Raw genomic sequence first — 24,544 nt, forward strand, 5'->3', positions numbered from 1 at the left:
GACGAGGACCACCGAGAGGGACACCGTGCTCAACGAACAGCTCGCCGCCGAAGGCATCACCGACGAGGCCGATGTCGAGTACCTCCACCTCCTCGTGGGGGACTGGCAACTCATCGCCGATCTCTCCTTCGCCGACCTCGTGCTCTGGGTACCCTCGGCATCCGGGGCGTACACGGTCGTCGCGCATGCGCGGCCGACCACGGGCCCGACGCTGTTCAACCGGGACCTCCTCGGTGCTCGGGCGACGGGTCTGGAGAAGGACCTCCTCGGCGCCGCGGTGCGGTCGGGGGAGCTCGTGACCGAGGTCGCACCGGCGAAGTGCCTCGGCGTGGGCGTGGGCACCGAGGAGACCGAGGTGTGTGCGGAGGCGGTGCCGCTGGTCCGCCACGGGGAGACGATCGCGATCCTCGTCCGCTACTCGGAAGATCTGCGCCGGCGGGGTTCGTCACGTCTGGAGAAGCACTACCGTGAGGCAGCGATGGCTCTGCTCACGATGATCGCGCAGGGGGCGTTCCCCGACCGTGAGGCGCCGAGCGGAGTCCGCCACGGCGAACCGCGGGTCGGTGACGGCATCTTCGTCCTCGACCGTGACTCACGCGTCCAGTACGCCTCCCCGAACGCGGTCTCGCTCATGCACCGTCTCGGGCACGGGGGCGAGATCGAGGGCGCTTACCTCGCCGAGGTGGTCTCGACTCTGAGCACGGAGCTCCGACAGGTCGACGAGACGCTGCCGCTCGTGCTCACCGGCCGCGCGCCCTGGCGCACCGAGCTCGAGGTCGGGCGCACAAGCGTGTCGCTGCGGGCGATCCCGCTCACCGACGACGGGCAGCGGACCGGGGCGATCGTGCTCGCCCGCGACGTCTCGGAGATCAGGCGGCGCAAGCGCGAGCTGCTCTCCCGCGACGCGATGATCAAGGAGATGCACCATCGGGTGAAGAACAACCTGCAGACGGTCTCCGCGCTGCTGCGCCTGCAGACGAGGCGCATCGACAACCCTGCCGCGAAGGCTGCGCTGTCGGAGGCGATGCGGAGGGTCTCGATCATCGCCGTCGTCCACGATGTGCTCAGTCAGGGAGTGGAATCGGAGGTCGACTTCGACGAGGTCGTCGACAAGGGGCTTCGGCTCACCCCGGAGCTGACGAGTCCGCTCGTCCAGGTCAGCCTCCAGCGACGCGGCAGCTTCGGGACGATCTCCTCAGCCGATGCGACCTCCCTGGCGCTGGCCATCACCGAGCTCATCACCAACGCCATCGAGCATGGCTTCCCGCTCGAGAAGCAGGAGAGCCTCGGACCGGGGGAGACCCTCGAAGGGCACGTGTGGGTCATCCCCGAACGCGACGGGGACCACCTCCATGTCACGATCGCCGACGACGGGGTCGGACTCGGTGACGCGCAGAGCCCGGGCAACGGTCTGGGCACGCAGATCGTGCGGACTCTCGTCTCCGCGGACCTCGCCGGTTCGATCCAGTGGCGGGAGCGCGACGGCGGCGGCACCGAGGCGATCCTCGACGTGCCGCTGCGTCCCGACTCGTACGACTGAGCACGCGCAGGCCCGAATCATCCACTCATGGGCCGTCCTGCACCGAGCGCCCGCTGCGCCATCCCGCACCCGTAGCGCAGAATCATCCACGTGCACGGGGAGGTTGTGTCGCTGCGCCGCTGAGGTGCTGGGCTGCGCGTGCGGTGTGGCGCTGCGGGTATGTCGTGGCGCCACGCGTGCGATGTGCAGACGCGCGTGCGGTGTGGCGCGAAGAGTGCGATGTGCTCGGGCGGTTGTGCCATCGCGGAAGGCGTGCGGACATGACAGAGTCCCCAGCTCCGATCACGGTGATCGTGGTCGGAGCAGGGGACTCTGACGGGGAACCAGGGGTGCGGCGAACGCGTGTGACGCGCTGTCAGCCTGCGCGGCGTGCCCGGGCGGCACGACGCTTGAGCGCGCGGCGCTCGTCTTCACTCAGTCCGCCCCAGACACCCGCATCCTGTCCGGATTCGAGAGCCCACTGGAGGCAGGTCTCGGCCACTTCGCAGCGACGGCACACAGTCTTGGCCTCTTCGATCTGAAGCAGGGCCGGTCCCGTGTTCCCGATGGGGAAGAACAGTTCCGGATCCTCATTGAGGCACGCTGCACGATGTCGCCAATCCATGGTGACCTTTCGACGGAGATGAGTGAAACTTGGTGTGCGCGCACGTCAAGAGCGGCGCGCAAACTCTCACAGTCAAGGTTCACATACCCGTTTTGGGCGCACAAGAGTCTGGCAGTGTGAAGTTTCTGACAAATATTCTGCCCATTCTCCTGCTATGGGGTCCTTGACGCAAATCCGTCCATCACGCGTCTCACTCTGCAGAAGCCGGGTGTCCTCGAAGTGAATGGACCCCGCCGAACACATGAAGTCCAGGGCCCATGCGTCACGTCCAAGTTCAGGACCGCGAATGTGCAGTCGAGGGCCCCGAATGTGCAGTCCAGGACCCCAAGCGTGAAGCCCCGCGGCCCGGAACCGGGAGCAGGTTCCGATCCGCAGGACGCCGCCGACCGCGACCCCGGGCGTGAGTAGACTGGCAGCGGCGGCGTCCGCAGCGCCGCGCTCACATCGCCGGCTCTCACGAAGCTGTGAGGCCCAGCGATGCGGACGGCGAGCGCACAGAACGCCCGAACGTGGACGAGAGAACCGATGGAGGACTCATGACGGATTCGCAGGCACGCATCATCTCGGTCGGAGGGCACACCCCGCAGATCGATCCCGGAGCATTCGTCGCCGCGGGGGCCACCCTCGTCGGCGACGTCCGCGTGGAGCGGGGCGCCGGAATCTTCTACGGCTGCGTGCTCCGGGCCGAGAAGGCGCCGATCACGATCGGCGAGGACTCGAACGTCCAGGACAACACCGTCATGCACACCGACGAGGGCAAACCCGTCGTCATCGGCCGCCGCGTGTCGATCGGCCACCAGGCCCTCGTCCACGGCGCGCGAGTCGACGATGACGTCCTCATCGGCATGCACGCGACCGTCCTCAACGACGCGCACATCGGCACGGAGTCCCTCATCGCCGCCGGCACCGTCGTGCTCGAGGGCACCGACATCCCGCCCCGCTCGCTCGTCGCCGGCGTCCCCGGCAAGGTGCGCCGGGAGATGACCGACGACGCGGTCGAGAAGGTCCGGGCGAACGCGCAGTCCTACGTCACCCTCTCCGCCCTCCACCGTGACACCGCCGAGGTCGTCGACATCGCCGAGGCGACCGCGGCGGCAGCTGCGACCGACGCCGAGGGGACCGAGGCCTGAACTTCACCGCGCGGGTGCTCGTCGGCACCGCCCAGGAGCACCCGGAGTGCTCATTCGCCCAGGCCTCGGCGATTTGAGAGGATTGAGCCGTGAACGAAGAATTTGAATCCGCAGCAGATCGCGTCGTCGTCATCGGCGGAGGCCCCGGCGGCTACGAAGCCGCTCTCGCCGCCGCCCAGCTCGGCGCCGACGTCATGCTCATCGAACGCAATCGCTGCGGCGGCGCCGCCGTCGTCACCGACGTCGTGCCCTCGAAGTCCCTCATCGCCACGGCGGAGATGATGGACGAGATCACGCGCTCGGCGAGCCTCGGCATCCGGATCACCGCCGCCGACGACGACCACGAAGAGACCCCCGACCACGACCGAGTGGTCGCGGACCTCAAAGCCGTCAATGAGCGCATCCTCTCCCTCGCCGACGCTCAGGCCGACGACATCCACGACGGGCTCATCCGCGCCGGCGTCAAGGTCATCAAGGGCAGCGCGAAGCTCGTCGACCGCGACCGGGTGGAAGTCGTCGAAAAGAACGGGACCGAGTACACGCTGCGCGCCTCGACGATCCTGCTCGCCGTCGGCGCCCACCCCCGCGAACTCGACACCGCGAAGCCCAACGGCGAGCGGATCCTCTCGTGGACGCAGCTCTACGAACTCGAAGAGCTGCCCGAACACCTCATCGTCGTCGGCTCCGGTGTCACGGGTGCCGAGTTCGCCTCGGCGTATCGCGCGCTCGGAGCGAACGTCACCCTTGTCTCGTCGCGCGAGAAGGTCCTGCCAGGGCAGGACGAGGACGCCGCAGACGTCCTCGAGTCCGTCTTCCGCGCCAAGGGCATGAACGTTCTCTCCCGCTCCCGTGCCGAATCGGTCAAGCGCACCGAGAACGGGGTCGAAGTCACTCTCGCCGACGGCCGCCGGGTCGAAGGTTCGCACTGCCTCATGGCCGTCGGCTCGATCCCCAACACCGCCGACCTCGGACTCGAAGCCGCCGGGGTCAAGGTCAGCGAGTCGGGACACATCGTCGTCGACGGCGTCTCCCGCACCTCGCGTCCGGGCATCTATGCCGCGGGCGACTGCACCGGCGTCCTCCCGCTCGCCTCGGTCGCGGCGATGCAGGGCCGGATCGCGATGTCGCACGCTCTCGGCGATGCCGTGCAGCCGCTCAAGCTGCGCAATGTCGCCTCGAACGTCTTCACCGCTCCGGAGATCGCGACCGTCGGCTTCACACAGCAGAACTACCGCGAGAACCCCACGGACATCGACACCGTCATGCTCCCGCTCGACACGAACCCGAGGGCGAAGATGCTCGGCATCGAGGACGGCTTCGTCAAGATCTTCGCCCGGCGCGGCTCCGGATCGATCCTCGGCGGCGTCGTCGTCGGCCCGCGCGCCAGTGAACTCATCCTCCCCATCACCATAGCCGTGGAGAACCGCCTGACTGTCGACCAGCTCTCGGCCTCCTTCGTCGTCTATCCCTCGCTCAGCGGCTCGCTGACCGAGGCATCGCGCCGACTCCACCGGCACCTCTAGGGAATTTCCCTCCCGCAGCTGTCGATTTCGCCCTTCCCAATACGTCAGAGTGGTGTCAGGCACCTCCGCCCGACATCGATAGGCTCCCGCCAGGAGCCTAGGACCAAGGGAGAGAGACATGAAGTACGCACTGCTGCTCATGGGCAACGTCACCGACGCCGACTGCGGTGAGGACGGCGGTCCCGACCCGGCCGAGTTCATGGCCTTCGACAAGGAGATCACCGACGCGGGCATCGTCGTCGGCGGCTTCGCCCTCGACGGCCCCGAACACGGGGGGCGGGTCAGCGACTCCGTCGTCACCTCCGGGCCGTTCGCCGAATCCGGCGAATTCGTCGGCGGCAGCTACGTCATCGAGGTCCCGACGATCGACGACGCGATCGCCTGGGCGAAGCGGAGCCCCGGATCGCGTGCCGGGCACATCGAGATCCGGCCGGTCGCCGACTACTGATGGACACCGCCGGGACGGACGCCGCCCTGGTCCTCACCGCCATCGGGCGCGAGGACCACGGGCGGCTGCTCGCCGCTCTCGCGACGAAGTTCCACGACCTCGACCTCGCCGAGGAGGCTCTGGCCGATGCCATGGTCCGTGCCGTCGAGTCCTGGCCGGCCCGCGGCGTCCCACAGCGTCCACAGGCGTGGCTGATGACGACGGCGAAGAACCGCGCGATCGACCTCATCCGCACCGATGCGACCCGCGCACGCAGCCTTGCCCGCCTCCGGATCGAGGACGAGACCCAGCCGGGGGACCACGAGGACCACGCCGACCGCCTCGGCGAGGCCCTGAGCTCAGTCGACATCCCCGACGAACGGCTGGGGCTCTTCTTCACGTGCGCCCATCCCACTCTGCGCGAGAGCGAGAGGATCGCCCTCATCCTCCGGTTCCTCGCCGGCTGGACCACCGCCGAGGTGGCGGCGGCCTTCCTCGTCGACACGACGGCGATGCAGCAGCGGATCGTGCGCGCGAAGAAGCGGATCACGGCGACGGGCATCCCCTTCGGACGGCCCGGCCCCACCGAACTCGAGGAGCGGCTGCCCGGCGTACTCCGCGCCGTCTACCTCGTCTTCACCCAGGGATTCACCGCCTCGGCGGGCCCCGCCCACGCCCGCGTCAACGTCCAGGAGGAGGCGATCGTGCTCAGCCGCCTCCTCGTGCGACTCCTGCCCGATTCGACGGAGGCGCTCGGGCTCCTCGCCCTGCTCCTCCTCACCCGAGCGCGGGCGGCGGCGCGGCTCACCGCCGACGGTTCGCCGATCCCGCTGTCCGAGCAGGATCGGGCCGACTGGGACTCCACCCTCATCGCCGAGGGGCTCGGTCTCGCGCGGACCGCGGCCGGTCGCCCGGGGGCCGGGCCGTACGCGGTGCAGGCGGCGATCGCCGCCCTCCACGCCGAGGCTGCCGCCTACGAAGACACCGACTGGGCCCAGATCCTCGCCCTCTACCGGATGCTGCAGCGGCTCGACCCCTCCCCGGTCGTCGCCCTCAACCTCGCCGTGGTCCGCGGGCGGGTCGACGGTCCCGCGGCGGCGCTGACCGCCCTCGACGCCCTCGCCTCAGAACCCCGGCTGCGCCGTCACCGGCCGTTCCACATCGCACGGGCGATCACTCTGCGCGAGTTCGGTCGCGACGCCGACGCCGAAGAGGCATTCAACGAGGCCCTCGAGTGCCCGGGCAACGACGCCGAGTCCGAATACATCGGTGCCCGGATCACCGACCTCCGTCGGTGATCCGGGCAGCGGGGCAGAGACCGGGTCTCAGGCGGCGAAGCGGATGATCGGCTCACCCGACTTCACAGCGGTGCCCGCGTCGACGAGGACCTCGGAGACCGTGCCCGAGTGGCCGGCCTTGAGAGGCTGTTCCATCTTCATCGCCTCGATGACAGCGAGCGTGTCACCGGCTTCGACGACGTCGCCGGCGGACACGGCGACCGAGACGATCGTGCCCTGCATCGGGGCGTTGAGCGCATTCGACTCGTCGGCGAGCTGAGCGCCCTTGCGGCGGAGGTTGCGCTTGCGGCGCGGCACGCTCGGGCTCGGCACATGTCCGAGGTCGGAGATGACGTCCTTGGGAACCGAGACCGTCATCCGTCGACCGTCGACCTCGACGACGACACTGAAGCTGTCAGCAGAGGTGCTCATGTGATCTCCTGTGTTCGGTGTGGCGAGCGGGTTGACGAACGCGGTTTCAAGCCAGTTGGTCCACACGTCGAAGTCCCCGGCGAAGGCCGGTTCGGAGACGAGGACGCGGTGCAGCGGCAGCAGCGTCGAGACGCCGTCGATGCGGTATTCGGCAAGCGCCCGCCGGGACCGGGCCAGTGCCTGATCGCGATCGGCGCCGGTGATGATGAGCTTCGCGAGCATCGGGTCGAAGTCGGTGCCGACGACGCTGCCCTCGCCGATGCCCGAATCGAGCCGCACACCGGGTCCGGCCGGTGCCCGGTAGTTCTTCACGGTGCCGGTGGCGGGGAAGAAGGTCGTGGGATCCTCGGCGTTGATGCGGAACTGGATGGAGTGTCCGCGGACGGCGGGGAAGGCATCGGGCAGGCGTTCGCCCGAGGCGATGCGTAGCTGCCAGCCGACGAGATCGACTCCCGTGACCTCCTCGGTGACGGTGTGCTCGACCTGGATGCGGGCGTTGGCCTCCATGAAGATGATCGTGCCGTCGGTGCCGAGGAGGAACTCGCAGGTGGCGGCACCCACGTAGCCGACGTGGGCGAGGACGCGGATCGAGGCCTCGGTGACGATGCGCTCCTGCTCCTCGGTGAGGAACGGGGCCGGCGCCTCTTCGACGATCTTCTGGTTGCGGCGCTGGAGCGTGCAGTCACGGGTCGAGAGGACGCGGACATTGCCGAACGAGTCGGCCAGGCACTGGGTCTCGATGTGGCGCGGGTGGACGATCTGCTTCTCGATGAGGCATTCGCCGCGACCGAAGGCGGCGAGTGCCTCCCGGGTCGCGGCCGCGTAGGCGGTCTCGAGGTCGTCAGCGCTTGCGCAGGCGCGGAAGCCGCGGCCGCCGCCGCCGTGGACGGCCTTGATGACGACGGGGTAGCCGATGCGCTCGGCGACCTCGGCGGCTTCGGCGAGATCGGCGACGGCGCCGTCGGAGCCGGGTGCGACCGGGGCGGAGACCGCCTCGGCGACCTCACGGGCACCGGACTTGTCGCCGAGGAGTTCGATGGCAGCCGGGGGAGGCCCGACCCAGGTGAGCCCGGCGTCGATGACGGCCTGGGCGAAGAGGGCGTTCTCGGCGAGGTAGCCGTAGCCGGGGTGGATGGCGTCGGCCCCGGAGCGCTTGGCAAGGGCGAGGATCTTGTCGATGTCGAGGTAGGTCTCCCCAGCGCCGGTGCCCTCGAGCAGCCAGGCGTCATCGGCGAGCGAGACGAACTCGGCGTCCGCATCGGCTCGGGTGTAGACGGCGATCGCCTTGAGTCCCAGATCGTGGGCCGCCCGGATGATGCGCAGGGCGATCTCACCGCGATTGGCGATGAGGATGCGGCGCACTGGGGCCGTGGGGACGTGCGTGGACAGCGATGCGGTCGTCTCGTCGGGGAGGACTGTGGTCATGGCGCTCCTTTTGTATGATCACAGATCAATTTAGGGATTGCCGCCAACTCTTTGTAGGCCACCGATAAAAACCTGAGCGCAAAACTTCAAGGTGTTCGGGCGTGTCCGCTCGACCTGTCCGAGTCTAACCCCGGGAGGACCAGAGATCGGGCCAGAAGAGGCCCATGTCCTGCGCGAGTTCCCTCACAACGGGCAGGCTGAGCCCGAGCACGGTGAGATGGTCGCCGTCGAGCCGCTCGACGAACGCTCCGCCGTACCCGTCGATCGTCAGTGCCCCGGCGACGTGGAACGGCTCTTCGGTGGCGATGTAGGCCTCGAGCTCGGCAGGGGTGGGGGTGCCGATGAGCACGGCGGTCGACGAGCGGCGCGAGCGCAGGTCGCGGGCCGCGAAGCGCTCAGCGGTCGTTGCCCGCTCGAGCAGGGCGAGCGTGTGCCCGGAGTGCAGCGTCGTCCACGCCCCCGCCATGTCCGCCCAGATCTCGCGGGTGCGTTCGGCAGTGCCCGGCTTCCCGATCGCCTGGCCGTTGTGCTCGAGGAGTGAATCGCCGGCGATGACGACGGCCGTGGCCGCCTCGCGCAGGGACTCGGGGAGATCGTCGGGCTCCATGCCTTCGATGCGGTCGAGAACGGCCTGCGCCTTGGCCGCGGAGAGCGCGGTGGTGAGGTCGCCGACGGACCCGGTGAACGTCTCCTCGATCGCGTGCTCATCGACCTCGGAGACGATGACGGTGGGATCGATGCCCGAGGCCGTGAGGATCTCGCGCCTCGACGGTGACTGCGAGGCGAGGACGACGGGGATCACCGGTCGGTCCCTCCCGCCTCGGCGGGGCTCGCTTGGGCGGGTGTCGCGGCGTCGGCAGCCTCGGCGTCCGTGGGCGCCTCGCGCGTGTCATCGGGGATGTCATGGGTGCGGTCGACGGCGATGCGGGCGTCGATGCGTTCGGCGATGGCCGCGAGCACGGTCGAGGCGAGCTGCGCATATCCGAGTGCGCTGGGGAAGCGCCCGGATTCGTTGAGCAGCGATTTCCGGGTCGTTCCGGTCAGTGACCCGGTCGCCTGCAGCGGCACCGCCCGCGCCGCGAGCGCGGCGAGCCACTGCGATCCTGCGAGGACCCGGGAAGACCGGCGGAGCACCGTTTTCAGCGGGTCGCGCAGACCCGGCAGCCCGCCGAGGTTGGGGCAGACGAGGACGAAGACTGTGTACCGACCTTCGCGCTGGAGGCGGTTGATCGCCTGGTTGAGGGCCGGGATGCCGATGGGTCCGTGGATGGGGTGGATGACGTCGCCGGTGCCGATCGAGATGATCGCGAACCGACGCCGATCGGACCGTGGCGAGTCGGACCCCTGGCGGGAGAGACGAGTCGAGCGCAGGATCTCGTCGACCTGTGCCGCGAGATCGTCGGAGAGCGCCGACGGCCGCGCCGTCGACTCGACCCGCACCGAGGTGCCGAGCAGGCGCGCGAGCCCGCGGGCGATGAGCATGGCCGGGGCGTCGTGGGGATCGTCGATGCCGATCCCGCACACCCACGAATCGCCGATGACGGCCAGGGTCGCCGGATCATCGTCACCGGTGGCCGGACCGGCATCGGCTGCGGTGCCGGCGGGTGGGGGCACCACCTCGGCGATGGAGGGGAAGGGACGGTCGGCGTCGTCGTCGAACCCCCGTCGCAGGGACGAGGCCTGGTGCCGGAGCAGGCCTGCCGCCGACGCTCCGATTCCGACAGCTGTGCCTGTCATGGTGGCGACGGCGTAGAGCATGCGCTTTCCCACAAGAATCACCCTCCCTCTCCGGTCATCATTCCACCTGCGGTGCGTGGAGACCAACTATTGTTGGAGCATGTCAGAGAACGAGAACACGCCATCACAGTACCGGCTGCGCGGCGCCTGGACGTCGAAGCGACGGGGCGAGAGCGCAGGCCGACCCGACCGCGATGAAGGCCACGCGGGAGAGATCAGCCCCGAGGCGATCGCCCATTCCCGCGTCGAGGCCGGATCCGAGCCCTACGTCTCCCCGGGACTGCGCGTCGCCGCAGCCTGGTCGTGGCGTTCGATCGTCGTCCTCATCGGGATCGGCGTCGGATTCTGGCTGCTCTCGAAGGTCTGGCATGTCCTCCTGCCCGTCCTCATCGCCCTTCTCCTCGCCGCCCTCCTCGGCCCGCTGACCGGATGGTTCGTGAAGAAGGGGATGCCGCGGGTGCTCGCGACGATCATCGCCTTCTTCGGGTTCATCATCCTCGTCGCCGGGCTCTTCACCCTCGTCGGCCAGCAGATCTACTCGGGGATGCCCGACCTCGTCACGCAGGTCATGGCCGGCTTCTCGAGCATCAGCGACTGGCTCTCGCAGAACCCGTTCGGCATCGACTCGCGGACGATCTCGGGCTACATCAACGACGGCATCGAATCGGCGACGCAGTTCCTCCAGTCCAACAGCTCGGAGCTGCTCGGCGGTGCGCTGCAGGCGACCTCCTCGGTCGGATCCTTCCTCGCCGGCCTGCTCCTGTGCCTGTTCACGACGTTCTTCTTCCTCTACGACGGCAAGCGGATCTTCCGCTGGGTGATGAACCTCCTCCCGCTGCCCGCCCAGCCCGTGGTGATCGGCGCCGCTCAGCGCGGTTGGACGACGCTCACGCAGTACGTGCGGGTGCAGATCCTCGTCGCCGGCGTCGACGCGATCGGCATCGGCATCGGTGCGGCGATCCTCGGGATCCCGCTGGTCCTCCCGCTCACCCTGCTCGTCTTCCTCTCCTCGTTCATCCCGATCGTCGGTGCGATCGCCTCGGGTGTCGTCGCCGTCGTCGTCGCGCTCGTCTCCAACGGACCGGTCGCCGCGATCATCATGCTCGCCGTCGTCATCGGCGTCCAGCAGCTCGAAGGCCACGTCCTCCAGCCGTTTCTCATGGGCAAGGCCGTCTCCGTCCACCCGCTCGCCGTCGTCCTCGCCGTCGCGGCCGGCGGCTTCCTCTTCGGCATCGTCGGTGCGCTCTTCGCGGTTCCGGCGATCGCGGTGCTCAACACGGTCGTCACCTACATCGTCCACGCGAACGGCCCTCGCGGCGGATCCGCGCCGCCGGAGGCCACGGAGGCGGACACGGAGGCGGGAGCGGTCCTCGACGAAGCGGAGGACAGGCTCGCCGAGGCGATCCACGACTCCGCGCAGGAGCGCGGTTCCGCGTCGGGCCCCGGAGAGGGCGCCGCTGACAGTGACCCCCCAGGTGGCGTGGTCGATGGCGGCCGCGATTCGGGCGACCAGCCGCGCCGGCGGCGGTCCTGACCGACCTTGACGAGGCAACCGCTCGGTTCTGATCCGTGCGCGCTGGATCGGACCAGCGCGTGCGGTCTCAGACCGAGCGGGTGTCGTTCAGTTCTGCGGACAGGAACAGAGACCGCGCACTGCGACCACTGCGCGCAGAGAGAAGACCGGAGGGCGGGTGCACAGTGCACCCGCCCTCCGGTCTGTGTGCGTCGGGGTCGGCACCCGACTGCTGAGGTCGACTCAGCCCGAGAACGCCTCGATCTTCGTCACCTCGACGGCGATCTCCTTGCCGTTGGGAGCTTCGTAGCTCGTCTTGTCCCCGACGGAGGTGCCGAGCACGGCGGCGCCGAGCGGCGACTTCTCCGAGAACACGTCGATGTCGGAGTCGCCGGCGATCTCACGGCTGCCGAGCAGGAAGCGCATCTCGTTGCCCGCGACCTTCGCCGTGACGACGGATCCGGGGGAGACGGTCTTGCCGTCGCTCTCGCTCGATCCGACCTTCGCCGAGCGCAGGAGCTGTTCGAGCTGGCGGATGCGAACCTCCTGCTTGCCCTGCTCCTCGCGTGCCGCGTGGTAGCCGCCGTTCTCCTTCAAGTCACCCTCGTCGCGGGCGGCTTCGATTTTCTCAGCAATCTCTGCACGTCCCGGTCCGGAGAGGTGTTCAAGTTCCTTCGACAGGCGGTCGAAGGCTTCCTGGGTCAACCATGTCTCTTCCTGGGTGACATCCTCGGTCATGACTTCTCCTTCTTCGGTTCGGTGCACTGACGGCATGTCAGGCAACGAAAAACCGGGCGTGGGGTACGCCCGGGTGGTGAATGAAACTATATTCTAACCCATCTGGGCAGGATTTCGATGATCTGGGTCACGATTCGGACAGCGGTTCGCTGTTCTGCACACACCTGTCGCCGTCTGGGAGGACGCGCGCCGTCCGCGCCAGGGTCTCGAAAAGGCACCTTGCGCGGACGCGGCAGTCGGTCGGGTGCCGAGGAGGCAAGCGGACTTGCATTCTGCCGGGGTGTGCCTCGGGCGGGGTGTGCCTCACGCAGGTGAGGGCGCCCGCCTCACTCGAACCAGCAGGCGTCGGCGTGCCCCGAGGCGGCGAGCTGTGTGGTCGCGACCTCGACGGTGAGTCCCTGGGCCGAGGTGGGGTCGGCCTGTGGGTCGGCGGGGAGGCTGACCTCCGTGAAGCCGACGATCGCCTCGTTGCTGTTGGTGGCCTGGACGATGCAGTGGACGCTGCGCTCACGGTCGGGGTAGATCCCCACGCTCACCGTCGTGCTCGCCGAGTCGTTGACCGTGTAGCCGAGCGTCTTGGGGTCGGTCGGAGTCGTCGACGGCTGGAACGCGAAGATGCCGATGACGACGACGGTGACGGCGATGACGGCTGCGGCGAGGTAAGTCGCCCTGCGGCTGAGGCGGCGTCGCGGGGTGCGGGCGCGCCCGTATCGGTCGCCCTGCGGTTCTGCGGCTGTAACCTCAGTCATTGAATTCCTCATCTGTCGCCTTCGCGCACTAATCTAGAGTAGTCGATCCGTGTGCGGCGATCCTGCTCAGGCACGGACAGAGTGAGGAACGGCTCACAGCCGAACCGAGAGGGGACCATCGAGACATGTCTGCGCTTCCATACGATGGGCTGCGACTGCTGGCCGTCCACGCGCACCCTGACGACGAGTCGTCGAAGGGCGCGGCCACGAGTGCGAAGTACGCTGACCTCGGCGCGCGGGTCCTCATCGCCACGATGACCGGCGGCGAGGCCGGAGACATCCTCAACCCGGCTCTCCTCCAGTCTCCGAAGGCCTCCCGGGACATCGCCGGCCTCCGCCGTGAGGAGATGGCTGCGGCGGCCTCGGCGCTCGGGGCCGAGCACGTCTGGGTCGGTCACGTCGACTCGGGTCTGCCGGAAGGCGACTTCGACGAGGAGATCCCCGCCGGATGCTTCTACCGGGTGCCGACCGAGATCGCGATGCTCCCACTCGTCCACATCATCCGCCAGTTCCGTCCGCAGGTCGTGACCACCTACGACGAACTCGGCGGTTACCCTCACCCCGATCACATCAAGAACCACGCCGTGACCATGGCAGCCGTCGCCGCAGCCGCCGATCCCGACGCGCATCCCGAACTCGGCGCCCCGTGGTCGGTGCAGAAGGTCTACTACAACCAGGATCTGTCGGCGAAGAAGTGGATCACGATCCACGAGAAGATGCTCGAGGCCGGCCTCGAGTCTCCGTTCGCCGAGCACATCGACGACTTCCGCAAGCGCGCCGCCGAACGCCCCAACTGGCTCTCGACCCGCATCGACTGCCGCGGGTACTTCGACGCCCGCGATCGCGCGCTCCTCTCGCATGCGACGCAGATCGATCCCGAAGGCGGGTTCTTCTCCGCGTCCCGGCAGGCGGCGCGCACGTACTGGCCGACCGAGGAGTTCGAACTCGCGGTCGACGACACCGACCGTGAGCCGCTGAGACCGGGGGAGGACTTCCAGGAGTCCGATCTCTTCGCCGGCGTCCGCTTCGACGACGGTCGCCAGGTTCCTGCCGAGGGGATGCTGCCGTCCGCCTCGGACGCCGACGACCGTGAGGAGGAGAGCGCATGAGCCTCTCTGCCGTATCCGTGACGACCCTGCCGGCCCCCCTCTCGGTCCTCGCCGCGACGGAGACGCCGAGCGGGGGACCTGATCCCGACCTCGTCACCCCGGGAACGATCGGCTTCCTCACGACGTTCGCGATCGTCGTCGTGGCGATCTTCCTCATCCGCGACGCACTCAAGCGGGTGCGGCGGGTGCGTGCGCGCTCGCGCGCCAGCGACGCCTACCCGATTCCGCTGCGCAAGTATGCCGTGCCCAACCAGTCGACGCTTTCCGGGGCTAACGCGCCGGAGGCCGTACGCGATGACGAGCCGGACACGGGGGCCGACCGTGGAGAGTCGCCCGCCGAGGCAGCCGACCGTGACAGCGCCGACGACGGTGAGAGGCCCGCGGGGGAGACCCCACGTCCTGAGGGCACCGACCGCAGCTGAATCCGCCGAAGCCCCGAGCGAGTGAGCTCGGCGGCGCTCTCAGAGCCGCAGCCGGGACAGTCCGCTTCGTCTCGTCTCAGGTCGCGCCCTGTCCAGGGTGCGCCGTCTCAGTACGCGGCGACCGCCGCGACGAGCAGGGCTGCGAGATGGCAGCCGTAGCCGGCGATCGTGAGGATGTGGAAGATCTCGTGGAACCCGAGCCATTTCGGTGAGGGGTTCGGCCGTTTGATGCCGTAGATGACGGCTCCGGCGATGTAGCAGACTCCGCCGGCGACGACGAGGATGCCGACCGCGGGCAGAGTCGCCCAGATCTGCGGGATGTAGCCGACTCCGGCGATGCCGAAGCCGACGTAGATGGGAACGAAGAGCCACCTCGGCGCGGTGGTGAAGATCGTCCGGAACGCCACCCCGAGGGCTGCGGCACCCCAGAGGACGGACAGGAGCACGATCGCCTGCTGCGTGTCGAGCATGAGCACGGCCAGCGGAGTGTACGTGCCCGCGGTGATGAGGAAGATGTTCGCGTGGTCGAGACGGCGGAGGATGAGGCGAGCCTTGGTCCGCCAGCGGCCGCGGTGGTAGACCGCCGAGGTGCCGAAGAGGAGCATGCCGGTGACCGCGAAGATCGAGGCTGCCAGCCGCGATTCGATCGTCGGGGAGATGATGACGAGGGCGAAGCCGCCGATCATCGCCAGCGGGAACGCACCGGCATGGAACCATCCCCGCAGCTTGGGTTTGACCTGGCCGGCGAGCTTGCCGAGCTCGCTGCGCAGCGCCGAGCGGCGGCGGGCGACGCGGAGGGGATAGCGGGGCTCCCGCGGCGGATTCGCAGGCTGATCGAGCGCGGGCGGGTCCGTGACGGGAGCATTCATGACCCCAATCTATCCGGGTCTCCTGGCAGCCGGGCCAACGGCTCATGTGGTGGTCATGTGCGTTCCGTGTCCGCGCCTTCGCGGCAGCCGCAGGTCAGCGCGCTCGGGGATAGTACTCTGTATGGTGTTCGACCGACCGGCGAGGAATGGGAATGAGGACGTCGTGGCACGACCGGTGAGCCTGCTCTACCGTCTCTACGAGCGGAGACTGCTGCGCGAGCTCGAGACCTCGGTGCCCGTCCCCAGGCATGTCGGTGTCATCACCGACGGCAACCGGCGGTGGGCGAAGGAGTTCGGAGCGACCACCGCCGACGGGCACCGTGCGGGAGCGGACAAGATCGTCGAGTTCCTCGGCTGGTGCCAGGAGGTCGACGTCGAGATCGTCACCCTCTATGTCCTCTCGAAGGAGAACCTCGCCCGCTCCGCCGACGAGGTCGCCGTGCTCATCGAGATCATCTCCGACATGGTCGAGCGGATCGCGAAGCTCGACGGCGTGTGGGTCCAGCTCGTCGGGGACCTCGAGATCCTCCCACCCGACCTGCGGCAGCGCCTGGAAGCGGCGAGCTGTTCGGGGGAGGGCGGAATGCGCGTCAACGTCGCCGTCGGCTACGGGGGGCGACAGGAGATCGTCAACGCGGTCAAATCGCTGCTGCGCACCCGGCAGGACGAGGGCACGGACCTCGAGACGATCATCGCCGAACTCTCACCCGAGCAGATCGGCGCCCACCTCTACACGAAGGGCCAGCCGGACCCCGACCTCATCATCCGCTCCTCAGGCGAGCAGCGACTCTCCGGGTTCCTCATGTGGCAGTCGGCGTACTCGGAGTTCTACTTCTGCGAAACGTACTGGCCCGACTTCCGACGCACGGACTTCCTCCGGGCAGTGCGCGACTACGGCCTGCGCCAGCGCCGTTTCGGACGGTAGCCGCGCTATCCCGCGAGGCGGTGGATCCGCGCTGCGTCTCTGAGTCCGATGCTCATGCGCGGCGGTGGGATCGTCACAGTCTCTCGGCGAGGAAGACCCATTCCCGTCCGATCCGGTCCGGTGCGTCCCTGATCTCGCGTACGGCGAAGCCCGCCTGCTCCAGCGCCGAGGTGATCTCCGCCTTCCCGTGGAACCGCAGTCGGGAGCGGGATCCGATGGTGTCGCCGGTGGCGGCGAAGCGGTAGAGGTGGGTGAAGGAGACGAAGGGCAGGTCGACCTGTCCGAGGACGAACGTCTCGGTGACCTCGCCGATGCCGTCGACCTCCAGGGTCTTCGGCTGCCGGTCCGCCCAGTCCGTCCACGGCTTCGTCTCGGGGATCCGGGACTCGAAGGCGAGGTGGCCGCCCCGTCGCAGCCCGCGGGCGCAGTCGGCGAAGACGCCGCGCAGCTCATCGAGGCCGAGGAAGACCTGGGCGACGTTGCCCGTCATCGTCACGAGGTCGGCGTCGATCGCGGGGATGTCGGCCGAGGTGCCCGACCGGAAGTCGACTGACAGGGACTCCTTCGCGGCGACCGCCTCGGCGAAGTCGATCGAGGCCTGGGCGGGATCGATCCCGATTACTCGGATCCCGGTCCGGGCCAGCCTGCGGGCGAAGACCCCGGTTCCGCACCCGAGGTCGATGACCGTGCCGGCACCGAGTTCCGCGGCGATCGCCTCATAAAGGTCGAGGTCGTCACGGGGGCCGTCGAAGGCATCGTAGACCGCGACGAGCTGGGGGTTGTCGAAGATCGCATCCGGCATACCGCGAAGCTAACACACGCGGTCACGTTCGGACCGCGGCCATTCATGCGAAGTTCACGACGCGACTTGCCCGAATGCGCGTGCCGCTGCGTGCCCACGGTGTGATCGGGGATAGGTTGGCAGTAGTTGGTCGACACCAACCCGGGGTCCGGGTGATGTCAGGACTCGGACCTCGGCGCTACGTACGCCACAGGGGTCCCCATGGCCGAAAAGGTCCACACATACGTCCTCGACACCTCGGTGCTTCTCTCGGATCCGGGAGCACTGCTGAGATTCGCCGAGCACAACATCGTCATCCCTCTCGTCGTGGTCTCCGAGCTGGAGGCCAAACGGCACCATCCTGAGCTCGGCTTCACCGCCCGCAAGGCACTGCACATCCTCGACGATTTCCGATCCGACTTCGACCGCCTCGACGAACCGATCCCCGTCGGCGAGGCAGGGGGCACGCTGCGGGTCGAACTCAACCACGTCGACGCGTCGACGATGCCCGTCGGGTTCGACCGGTCGGAGAACGACACCCGCATCCTCGCCGTCGCCCGCAACCTCGCGGCCGAGGGCCACGACGTCGTCGTCGTGACGAAGGACGTGCCGATGCGCGTCAAGGCCTCGGCGCTCGGCCTCCAGGCCGAGGAGTACCTCGCCGAGCTCGCGACTGATTCGGGGTTCACGGGGATGAGCGAACTCGCGCTCGGGGACGAGGAGATGTCGGAGTTCTACGATTCCGGGCGGATCACCACCGATGCCGTCGCCGACGAGGTCGTCAACACCGGGGTCGTCATCACCTCGCCGCGCGGGTCGGCCCTCGGGCGGGTGCGGGCGAACAACCAGGTCACACTCGTGCGGGGGGATCGTGACATCTTCGGAGTCCACGGTCGCTCGGCCGAACAGCGGGTGGCCATCGACATGCTCCTCGACGACGATCTCGGCATCGTCTCGCTGGGAGGTCGAGCCGGAACGGGGAAGTCCGCGCTCGCTCTCATGGCGGGACTGCAGAAGGTCCTCGAGGAGAACAAGCACTCGAAGATCATGGTCTTCCGCCCGCTCTACGCCGTGGGCGGCCAGAACCTCGGCTACCTGCCCGGCAGCGAGGGCGAGAAGATGAACCCGTGGGCGGAGGCGGTGTTCGACACGCTCAGCGCGCTCGTGAGCAAGAACGTCATCGACGAAGTGACCAACCGCGGCCTCCTCGAGGTGCTGCCGCTCACGCACATCCGCGGCCGCTCCCTCCACGATGCCTTCGTCATCGTCGACGAGGCGCAGTCGCTTGAGCGCAACGTCCTGCTCACGGTGCTCTCGCGCATCGGCATGAACTCGAAGGTCGTCCTCACCCACGACGTCGCCCAGCGCGACAATCTCCGAGTGGGACGCCACGACGGGATCGCCGCGGTGATCGAGAAGCTCAAGGGCCACGACCTCTTCTCGCATGTCACGCTCACCCGCTCGGAGCGTTCGGAGATCGCGGCGCTGGTCACCGACGTGCTCGAGGAGTTCGATCCGTTCCGGTCATAGGGTCGGGCGGCCCCAGGACTGGGCGGTCCTGGGGCCAGTCGGCCCAGCCCTCTCCAGACGCAGAAAGTGGTCACAGAACCGAGGAGATCGCGCCGAAACGGGCGAAATCCCTCGGTTCTGTGACCACTTCTGTATGCGCCGACGCCGCAGAGGCGGAGGAGCCCCGCCGAGGCGGAGGGAGCTCCCGGGCGCGGGTCCTACTTGTAGGAGCCGATCATCGTCGTGACGTCGAGGGCCTTGTCGAGGTCGGCCTCGGTGATCGATCCGTTCTCGACGAAGCCGAGGTCGATCGTCGCCTCCTTGACCGTCATCTTGTTGGCGACGGCGTGCTTGGCGATCTTCGCCGCCGCTTCGTAGCCGATGACCTTGTTCAGGGGCGTGACGATCGAGGGGCTCGCCTCGGCGAGGAAGCGGGCGCGCTCGACGTTCGCGGTGAGCCCGTCGATCATCTTCTCTGCCATCACTGTCGAGGCGTTGGCGAGCAGGCGGATCGACTCGAGGAGGTTCGAGGCCATGACGGGGATGCCGACGTTGAGCTCGAACGCACCGTTCGTCGACGACAGCGCCACCGTCGTGTCGTTGCCGATGACCTGGGCTGCGACCTGGATCGTCGCCTCGCAGATGACCGGGTTGACCTTGCCGGGCATGATCGAGGAACCGGGCTGGAGGTCGGGGATGGCGATCTCGCCGAGGCCGGTGTTCGGTCCCGATCCCATCCACCGCAGGTCGTTGCAGATCTTCATGTAGCCGTAGGCGATCGTCCGCAGCTGGCCCGAGGCTTCGATGAGGCCGTCGCGGTTGGCCTGTGCCTCGAAGTGGTTGCGGGCCTCGGTGATCGGCAGGCCGGTCTCCTCGGCGAGGAGTTCGACGACGCGGGCGGAGAAGCCGTCGGGGGTGTTGATTCCCGTTCCCACCGCGGTTCCACCCTGCGGCACCTCGGCGACGCGGGGGAGTGCCGACTCGATGCGCTCGATGCCGTAGCGGACCTGCGCGGCGTATCCGCCGAACTCCTGGCCGAGTGTGACCGGAGTGGCGTCCATGAGGTGCGTGCGACCGGACTTGACGACCGAGGCGAACTCCTCGGCCTTCTTCTCCAGCGAGGTCGCCAGGGTGCCCATGGCCGGAATGAGCGTGTCCACGAGTGCCTTCGTCACCGCGACGTGGACCGAGGTGGGGAAGACGTCGTTCGACGACTGCGAGGCGTTGACGTGGTCGTTGGGGTGGACGCTGATGCCCTTGTCGGCGAGGGCCTTCGTCGCGAGCGAGGCGAGGACCTCGTTGGTGTTCATGTTCGACGAGGTGCCCGACCCGGTCTGGAAGACGTCGATCGGGAAGTCGGCATCGTACTTGCCGGCGATGACCTCGTCGGCGGCGTTCTGGATCGCTTCGGCACGGTCGGCGTCGAGGACGCCGAGTTCGAGGTTGGCCTTCGCCGCGGCCTTCTTCACCTGCGCGAGGGCGTGGATGTGGGCCGGTTCGAGGGTCTTGCCGGAGATCGGGAAGTTCTCGACGGCACGCTGCGTCTGCGCGCTGTAGAGGGCGTCCTTGGGGACCTTCACCTCTCCCATCGTGTCGTGTTCGATGCGAAACTCTTCGCTCATGCGTTGAACAGTCCTTTCGGTGATGAGTGTGCCCGCGTCTTCCGGCGAGTCCTCCCGCCGGATGCGCGGAACGGGTCAGGAGGCAAAAGGCGAGACCGCGGCCTCGTCGCCTCCGTACTGGGCGACGACGGTCGTATGACCGTCGTGGAGCTGGTAGGTCATGCCGACGATGATGAGTCGGCCCTCCTCGACGGCGCGTGAGATCAGCGTCGAGAGCTGCATGATCTTCTCCACCGTGTCGATGGTGTTCTGGACGACGGTCTCGTTGACGGTGGTGCGGTTGTTCTTCCTGGCACGGGCGACCGTGGGCAGGATGCGGGCGACGACGTCGGAGATGAACCCGGGCGGGGTGTCGCCGGTGTCATAGGCGTTGTAGGCCGCCGTGACCGCACCGCAGCTGTCGTGGCCGAGGACGACGAGCAGAGGGGTGCCGAGGACCTCGACACCGTACTCGAGCGAACCCAGGGTGACGGGGTCGACGACCTGTCCGGCGTTGCGGACGACGAACATGTCGCCGAGGCCGACGTCGAAGATCATCTCGGCGGCGACGCGGGAGTCGGCGCAGCCGAAGAGGGAGACGAACGGAGTCTGGTCGGCACTGACCGCCTCACGGCGGGCAGTGTCCTGGTTGGGGTGTTGGGGCTCATCGCTGACGAAGCGGCGATTGCCCTCCTGCAAGCGCTTCCAAGCCTGGTTGGGCATTGCGTCCTGACCTGCTTCCGGTGGTGGATGGGGCGTCGTGCTCAGACGAGTCCGCGGCGGGCCGCCTCTTCGGCGGCCTCGACGTAGGAGTGGGTCTTCGCGGCCTGGTGCTCGGCGAAGACCGAACGGACCGTGCCGGACTTCGAGCGCATGACCAGCGAATGCGTGGTCACGTGCCCGCCCTGGAACTTCACGCCGTTGAGCAGGTCGCCCTGCGTGATGCCGGTGGCGACGAAGTAGCAGTTGTCGCCGGTGACGAGGTCGTCGGTGCCGAGCACCTGGTCGACGTCGAGTCCGGCCTTGGCCGCGGCGTCACGTTCGCTGTCGTCCTGGGGCCACAGCCGGCCCTGGATGACTCCGCCGAGCGCCTTGATCGCACAGGCGGTGATGATGCCCTCGGGGGTACCGCCGATGCCCATGAGCATGTCGACCCCGGTGTCGGGGCGGCAGGCGGCGATCGCGCCGGCGACGTCGCCGTCGGTGATGAGGCGGATGCGGGCTCCGGCGGCGCGGATCGCGGCGATCGTCTCCTCGTGGCGGGGGCGGTCGAGGATCATCACGGTCACCGAGGCGGGATCCTTCGTTCCCTTGGCCTTGGCGACGCGGCGGATGTTCTCGGCGATCGGCAGGCGCAGGTCGACGGCGTCGGCGGCATCGGGGCCGGTGACGAGCTTCTCCATGTAGAACACGGCGGACGGATCGTACATTGCGCCGTCTTCGGTGACGGCCATGACGGAGATCGCGTTGGGCATGCCGAGGGCGGTCAGGCGGGTGCCGTCGATGGGATCGACGGCGACGTCGCAGCGGGCACCGCCGCCGTCGCCGACCTGTTCGCCGTTGAAGAGCATCGGCGCTTCGTCCTTCTCGCCCTCGCCGATGACGACGGTGCCGGCCATGCGGACGGAGGAGATGACATTGCGCATCGCGGCCACGGCTGCCCCGTCGGCGGCGTTCTTGTCACCGCGGCCGACCCAGGGGGCGGCGGCGATGGCTGCGGCTTCGGTGACGCGAACGAGTTCGAGGGCGAGGTTGCGGTCCGGTGCGCCGGCTCCCACCTGGGCCTGCTGGGACCATTCGTCGGTCACTGCGACCGGTGGCGCATCGGCGTCCACTCGGCCCCGGTCATGATGCGATTTCACGTCAACTGCGTCCTGGGAGTCACTCATGCCTCCAATTGTGCCACCCTCGCCGGGGCCGGACGGACAGCGGAGCGGGTGAGCGGAACTGCCGGAGCCGGCGCTCCTGCTGTGATCGTGAGCACGAGAGAGGAGTACGGATTGGCTCACGGGCGCTCGCGCGAGGACAATGGGGGAGTGAATGTCCGCAGCATCGACGAAGCGGCGCCAGCCGCTGTCAAGGGAGTTTCCATGTCCGACCAGTCCGGAGTCGTCCTTCCCGGGTCCCGGGAGGAGATGCGCCTGCTGCGGAAGAAGTCGAACTGGGTGAACATGACCGTGGCGATCGCTGCGTGCATGGCCCTCGTCGTCGTCGTCCTCCTCATGGCGCCGCAGCCGGAGGTCGATTCCGAGCGGGTCGTCGACTACAAGGCGATCGCCGAGCAGTCGCAGGAGAACAGCGACTTCGATCTCATCGTCCCCGACGTCCCCACCGGGTGGACGTCGAACGAGGCGAACCTCGATGCGATCAAGGGTTCGGACTCGTCGTCCTGGTACCTCTCGTTCCTCGGTCCCGACGACCAGTGGGTGAGCCTCGAGCAGGCTCGTGCCTCGGAGAAGTGGGCTGAAGGCAAGGTCGAGGGCGCCACGGCCGCAGAGACCGTCGAGGTCAGCGGCAGCACCTTCCAGGTCTATCGCACGGAGGATGCCAAGGAGTACTGGGTGACGTCGAAGGGCGACATGTTCGTCGTCCTCAAGGCCATCGCCGCACCGGACACGATCAACTCCTTCGCCGATCAGGTCGCCGCTCAGCTCGGTTGAGCCGGCCTCAGTCCTCGTCGCCTGCGTCCTCGCGCGCCTTCTCGAGTCGTTCGCGAGCCCCGTCGAGCCAGGCCTGGCACCGATCGGCGAGTGATTCGCCGCGCTCCCACAGTCGCAGGGACTCCTCGAGAGGGAGGTTGCCCGCTTCCAGCCTGCGCACGGTGGCCACGAGCTCTTCACGGGCCTGTTCGTAGCTGAGCGTGCTGATGTCGGCTTCGTCCTGTCCGGTCACCGGTTCGGTCATGGTCAGTTCCTCGTTTCTTCGGTCTGTTCGTCGATCTTCGTTACGTCGGCATCGAACCGTCCCCGGGCCACCCTGACGTGGACGGGAGAGCCGACCTCGACCTCGGCGGCATCGCGCACGGCGACGCCCTCGGCGGTCTGGACGACGGCATAGCCGCGTTCGAGTGTGCGCAGCGGCGAGAGCGACCGCGCCTGCGAACGGAGGTGGGTGATCTCGTTCTGCGCATTGCCCACCAGGCCGATCGTCGCCTGCAGGCTGCGACGGCGGATGACGCGCAGTTCGTCCTCACGGGCGTCGACCATCGTCTGCGGTTCGGCGAGCACCGGTCGTGAGCGGACGGCGGTAAGCATCTCCTGTTCGCGGTCGACGATGCGGTTGACGGCGGCGTCGAGGAGGGCACGGGCGTTGAGGATGCCGAGTGCCTCCTCGGCGACATCGGGGACGATGCGCTTCGCCGCATCGGTCGGGGTCGAGGCGCGCAGGTCGGCGACCTCGTCGAGGATCGGGCGGTCGGCCTCGTGCCCGATCGCGGAGACGACCGGGGTCGTCGCATTTGAGACCGCGCGGACGAGCGCTTCGTTCGAGAAGGGCAGCAGATCCTCCATGCTGCCGCCGCCGCGGGCGATGACGATGATGTCGATCTCCGGGTCGGCGTCGAGTTCGGCGAGGTTCTTCATCACCCCGGGCACCGCATCGGGACCCTGGACGGCAGTGTTGCGGATCTCGAACTCGGCGGCGGGCCAGCGGATGTGGACGTTGCGCACGACGTCCTTCTGCGCATCTGAGTCCCGGCCGGTGATGAGCCCGATCCGGTTGGGCAGGAACGGCAGGCGCTTCTTCCTGGCGGGGTCGAAGAGGCCTTCGGCGGCGAGCTGCTTCTTCAGCCGCTCGAGCCTGGCGAGGAGCTCGCCGAGGCCGACGGCGCGGATGTCGTTGGCCCGCATCGTCAGGCGCCCGGTCTTCGTCCAGAAGTCCGCCTTGAGATTCGCGACGACGTGGCTGCCCTCGGACAGCTCCGCGCCCGTGCGGTCGAGGACGTTCTTCCAGATCTGGACGGGCAGGGACATCTCGACGTCGGTGTCGCGCAGGGTGAGGTAGCTCGCCTTGCCGCGATGATTGAGTTCGACGACCTGGCCCTCGACCCACACGCTCGACATCCGGTCGATGTAGGTCTTCATCTTGTTCGAGAGCAGGCTGAGCGGCCACGGGTTCTCCGCCGTGGTCTCGGCGGCGGTGGCCGGCAGCTCCTGCGGGTCGACCGACTCGCCGAGCGTCCCGGGTGTTCCCGATATGCGTTGCGCCATCACTTCTCCTTGTCCCGGCCCAGCC

The 24,544-nt window shown here is 68.2% G+C and carries 24 protein-coding genes; 11 read left to right on the top strand and 13 right to left on the bottom strand.

The annotated features are described in order from the left end of the window. Positions 1-25 precede the first annotated feature (25 nt). Positions 26-1,540 (top strand): PAS domain-containing sensor histidine kinase, encoded by a 1,515-nt coding sequence (locus EZE58_RS03320; RefSeq protein WP_009374874.1) that lies wholly within the window; start codon positions 26-28, stop codon positions 1,538-1,540. Between the two features lie 355 nt (positions 1,541-1,895). Here EZE58_RS03320 and EZE58_RS03325 read toward each other — a convergent pair whose 3' ends face one another. Continuing rightward, complete coding sequence (locus EZE58_RS03325) at positions 1,896-2,144, bottom strand: WhiB family transcriptional regulator (RefSeq protein WP_009374875.1); 249 nt, start codon at positions 2,142-2,144, stop codon at positions 1,896-1,898. A gap of 536 nt (positions 2,145-2,680) precedes the next feature. Between EZE58_RS03325 and EZE58_RS03330 the strand changes: the two genes are divergently transcribed. From EZE58_RS03330 to EZE58_RS03345, 4 genes are all read left to right on the top strand, one after another. Next, complete coding sequence (locus EZE58_RS03330; RefSeq protein WP_009374876.1) at positions 2,681-3,274, top strand: gamma carbonic anhydrase family protein; 594 nt, start codon at positions 2,681-2,683, stop codon at positions 3,272-3,274. Between the two features lie 89 nt (positions 3,275-3,363). Beyond that, positions 3,364-4,797 (top strand): NAD(P)H-quinone dehydrogenase, encoded by a 1,434-nt coding sequence (locus EZE58_RS03335; protein ID WP_167559791.1) that lies wholly within the window; start codon positions 3,364-3,366, stop codon positions 4,795-4,797. A gap of 118 nt (positions 4,798-4,915) precedes the next feature. Beyond that, positions 4,916-5,245: a YciI family protein gene (locus tag EZE58_RS03340; RefSeq protein ID WP_167559793.1), complete on the top strand. Its 330-nt coding sequence runs from the start codon at positions 4,916-4,918 to the stop codon at positions 5,243-5,245. Continuing rightward, a complete protein-coding gene (locus tag EZE58_RS03345) occupies positions 5,245-6,522 on the top strand; it encodes a DUF6596 domain-containing protein (protein ID WP_167559795.1) in 1,278 nt (425 codons plus the stop codon). The genes EZE58_RS03340 and EZE58_RS03345 overlap by 1 nt, the downstream gene beginning before the upstream one ends. Positions 6,523-6,549: 27 nt before the next feature. On the opposite strand, the gene EZE58_RS03350 is transcribed toward EZE58_RS03345, so the two are convergent. The 3 genes from EZE58_RS03350 to EZE58_RS03360 all read right to left on the bottom strand — a co-directional run bounded on the left by EZE58_RS03350 (position 6,550) and on the right by EZE58_RS03360 (position 10,128). Next, positions 6,550-8,358, bottom strand: a complete 1,809-nt coding sequence (locus EZE58_RS03350; RefSeq protein WP_009374880.1) for a biotin carboxylase N-terminal domain-containing protein — start codon at positions 8,356-8,358, stop codon at positions 6,550-6,552. 124 nt (positions 8,359-8,482) lie between these two features. Continuing rightward, positions 8,483-9,160, bottom strand: coding sequence for a Maf family protein (locus EZE58_RS03355; protein ID WP_009374881.1), 678 nt, complete (start codon positions 9,158-9,160; stop codon positions 8,483-8,485). Next, complete coding sequence (locus EZE58_RS03360; RefSeq protein ID WP_346773168.1) at positions 9,157-10,128, bottom strand: SGNH/GDSL hydrolase family protein; 972 nt, start codon at positions 10,126-10,128, stop codon at positions 9,157-9,159. Before EZE58_RS03360 ends, EZE58_RS03355 begins: the two co-directional genes overlap by 4 nt. 67 nt (positions 10,129-10,195) lie before the next feature. Between EZE58_RS03360 and EZE58_RS03365 the strand changes: the two genes are divergently transcribed. Continuing rightward, positions 10,196-11,629: an AI-2E family transporter gene (locus EZE58_RS03365; RefSeq protein ID WP_167559797.1), complete on the top strand. Its 1,434-nt coding sequence runs from the start codon at positions 10,196-10,198 to the stop codon at positions 11,627-11,629. A gap of 222 nt (positions 11,630-11,851) precedes the next feature. Here the strand turns inward: EZE58_RS03365 and greA are convergent, their stop codons facing one another. Then, on the bottom strand, positions 11,852-12,346 hold the full coding sequence (greA, locus tag EZE58_RS03370) for a transcription elongation factor GreA (RefSeq protein WP_009374884.1): 495 nt from the start codon (positions 12,344-12,346) through the stop codon (positions 11,852-11,854). 326 nt (positions 12,347-12,672) lie between these two features. Further along, complete coding sequence (locus EZE58_RS03375; RefSeq protein WP_095375727.1) at positions 12,673-13,095, bottom strand: DUF4307 domain-containing protein; 423 nt, start codon at positions 13,093-13,095, stop codon at positions 12,673-12,675. Between the two features lie 125 nt (positions 13,096-13,220). On the opposite strand from EZE58_RS03375, the gene mca reads away from it, so the two are divergent. Together mca and EZE58_RS03385 are read left to right on the top strand one after the other, a co-directional pair. Further along, positions 13,221-14,204: a mycothiol conjugate amidase Mca gene (gene mca / locus EZE58_RS03380; protein ID WP_095375728.1), complete on the top strand. Its 984-nt coding sequence runs from the start codon at positions 13,221-13,223 to the stop codon at positions 14,202-14,204. Further along, positions 14,201-14,626 carry a hypothetical protein gene (locus tag EZE58_RS03385; RefSeq protein WP_009374887.1) on the top strand — a complete coding sequence of 142 codons (426 nt, stop codon included), beginning with the start codon at positions 14,201-14,203 and terminating at the stop codon, positions 14,624-14,626. Before mca ends, EZE58_RS03385 begins: the two co-directional genes overlap by 4 nt. 107 nt (positions 14,627-14,733) lie before the next feature. On the opposite strand, the gene EZE58_RS03390 is transcribed toward EZE58_RS03385, so the two are convergent. Further along, complete coding sequence (locus EZE58_RS03390; RefSeq protein WP_009374888.1) at positions 14,734-15,495, bottom strand: hemolysin III family protein; 762 nt, start codon at positions 15,493-15,495, stop codon at positions 14,734-14,736. Between the two features lie 163 nt (positions 15,496-15,658). Between EZE58_RS03390 and EZE58_RS03395 the strand changes: the two genes are divergently transcribed. Continuing rightward, positions 15,659-16,420, top strand: coding sequence for an isoprenyl transferase (locus EZE58_RS03395; RefSeq protein ID WP_009374889.1), 762 nt, complete (start codon positions 15,659-15,661; stop codon positions 16,418-16,420). A gap of 73 nt (positions 16,421-16,493) precedes the next feature. On the opposite strand, the gene EZE58_RS03400 is transcribed toward EZE58_RS03395, so the two are convergent. After that, positions 16,494-17,222, bottom strand: coding sequence for a class I SAM-dependent methyltransferase (locus EZE58_RS03400; protein ID WP_167559799.1), 729 nt, complete (start codon positions 17,220-17,222; stop codon positions 16,494-16,496). A gap of 201 nt (positions 17,223-17,423) precedes the next feature. On the opposite strand from EZE58_RS03400, the gene EZE58_RS03405 reads away from it, so the two are divergent. After that, a complete protein-coding gene (locus EZE58_RS03405; RefSeq protein WP_009374891.1) occupies positions 17,424-18,731 on the top strand; it encodes a PhoH family protein in 1,308 nt (435 codons plus the stop codon). Positions 18,732-18,928: 197 nt separating this feature from the next. On the opposite strand, the gene EZE58_RS03410 is transcribed toward EZE58_RS03405, so the two are convergent. From EZE58_RS03410 to glpX, 3 genes are all read right to left on the bottom strand, one after another. Next, complete coding sequence (locus EZE58_RS03410) at positions 18,929-20,332, bottom strand: class II fumarate hydratase (RefSeq protein ID WP_095375731.1); 1,404 nt, start codon at positions 20,330-20,332, stop codon at positions 18,929-18,931. Positions 20,333-20,407: 75 nt separating this feature from the next. After that, positions 20,408-21,034, bottom strand: a complete 627-nt coding sequence (locus EZE58_RS03415; RefSeq protein WP_095375732.1) for a carbonic anhydrase — start codon at positions 21,032-21,034, stop codon at positions 20,408-20,410. A gap of 41 nt (positions 21,035-21,075) precedes the next feature. Beyond that, positions 21,076-22,200, bottom strand: coding sequence for a class II fructose-bisphosphatase (glpX, locus tag EZE58_RS03420; protein ID WP_063249405.1), 1,125 nt, complete (start codon positions 22,198-22,200; stop codon positions 21,076-21,078). A gap of 201 nt (positions 22,201-22,401) precedes the next feature. Between glpX and EZE58_RS03425 the strand changes: the two genes are divergently transcribed. Continuing rightward, a complete protein-coding gene (locus EZE58_RS03425) occupies positions 22,402-22,971 on the top strand; it encodes a DUF4245 domain-containing protein (RefSeq protein ID WP_144587906.1) in 570 nt (189 codons plus the stop codon). A gap of 7 nt (positions 22,972-22,978) precedes the next feature. Here the strand turns inward: EZE58_RS03425 and EZE58_RS03430 are convergent, their stop codons facing one another. Further along, positions 22,979-23,215 (bottom strand): exodeoxyribonuclease VII small subunit, encoded by a 237-nt coding sequence (locus EZE58_RS03430; RefSeq protein WP_063249403.1) that lies wholly within the window; start codon positions 23,213-23,215, stop codon positions 22,979-22,981. Between the two features lie 2 nt (positions 23,216-23,217). Then, complete coding sequence (gene xseA, locus EZE58_RS03435; RefSeq protein WP_144587904.1) at positions 23,218-24,519, bottom strand: exodeoxyribonuclease VII large subunit; 1,302 nt, start codon at positions 24,517-24,519, stop codon at positions 23,218-23,220. Positions 24,520-24,544: the final 25 nt, after the last annotated feature.

It is taken from the genome of Brevibacterium sp. LS14 (assembly GCF_012027885.1).
GTDB lineage: Bacteria > Actinomycetota > Actinomycetes > Actinomycetales > Brevibacteriaceae > Brevibacterium > Brevibacterium casei.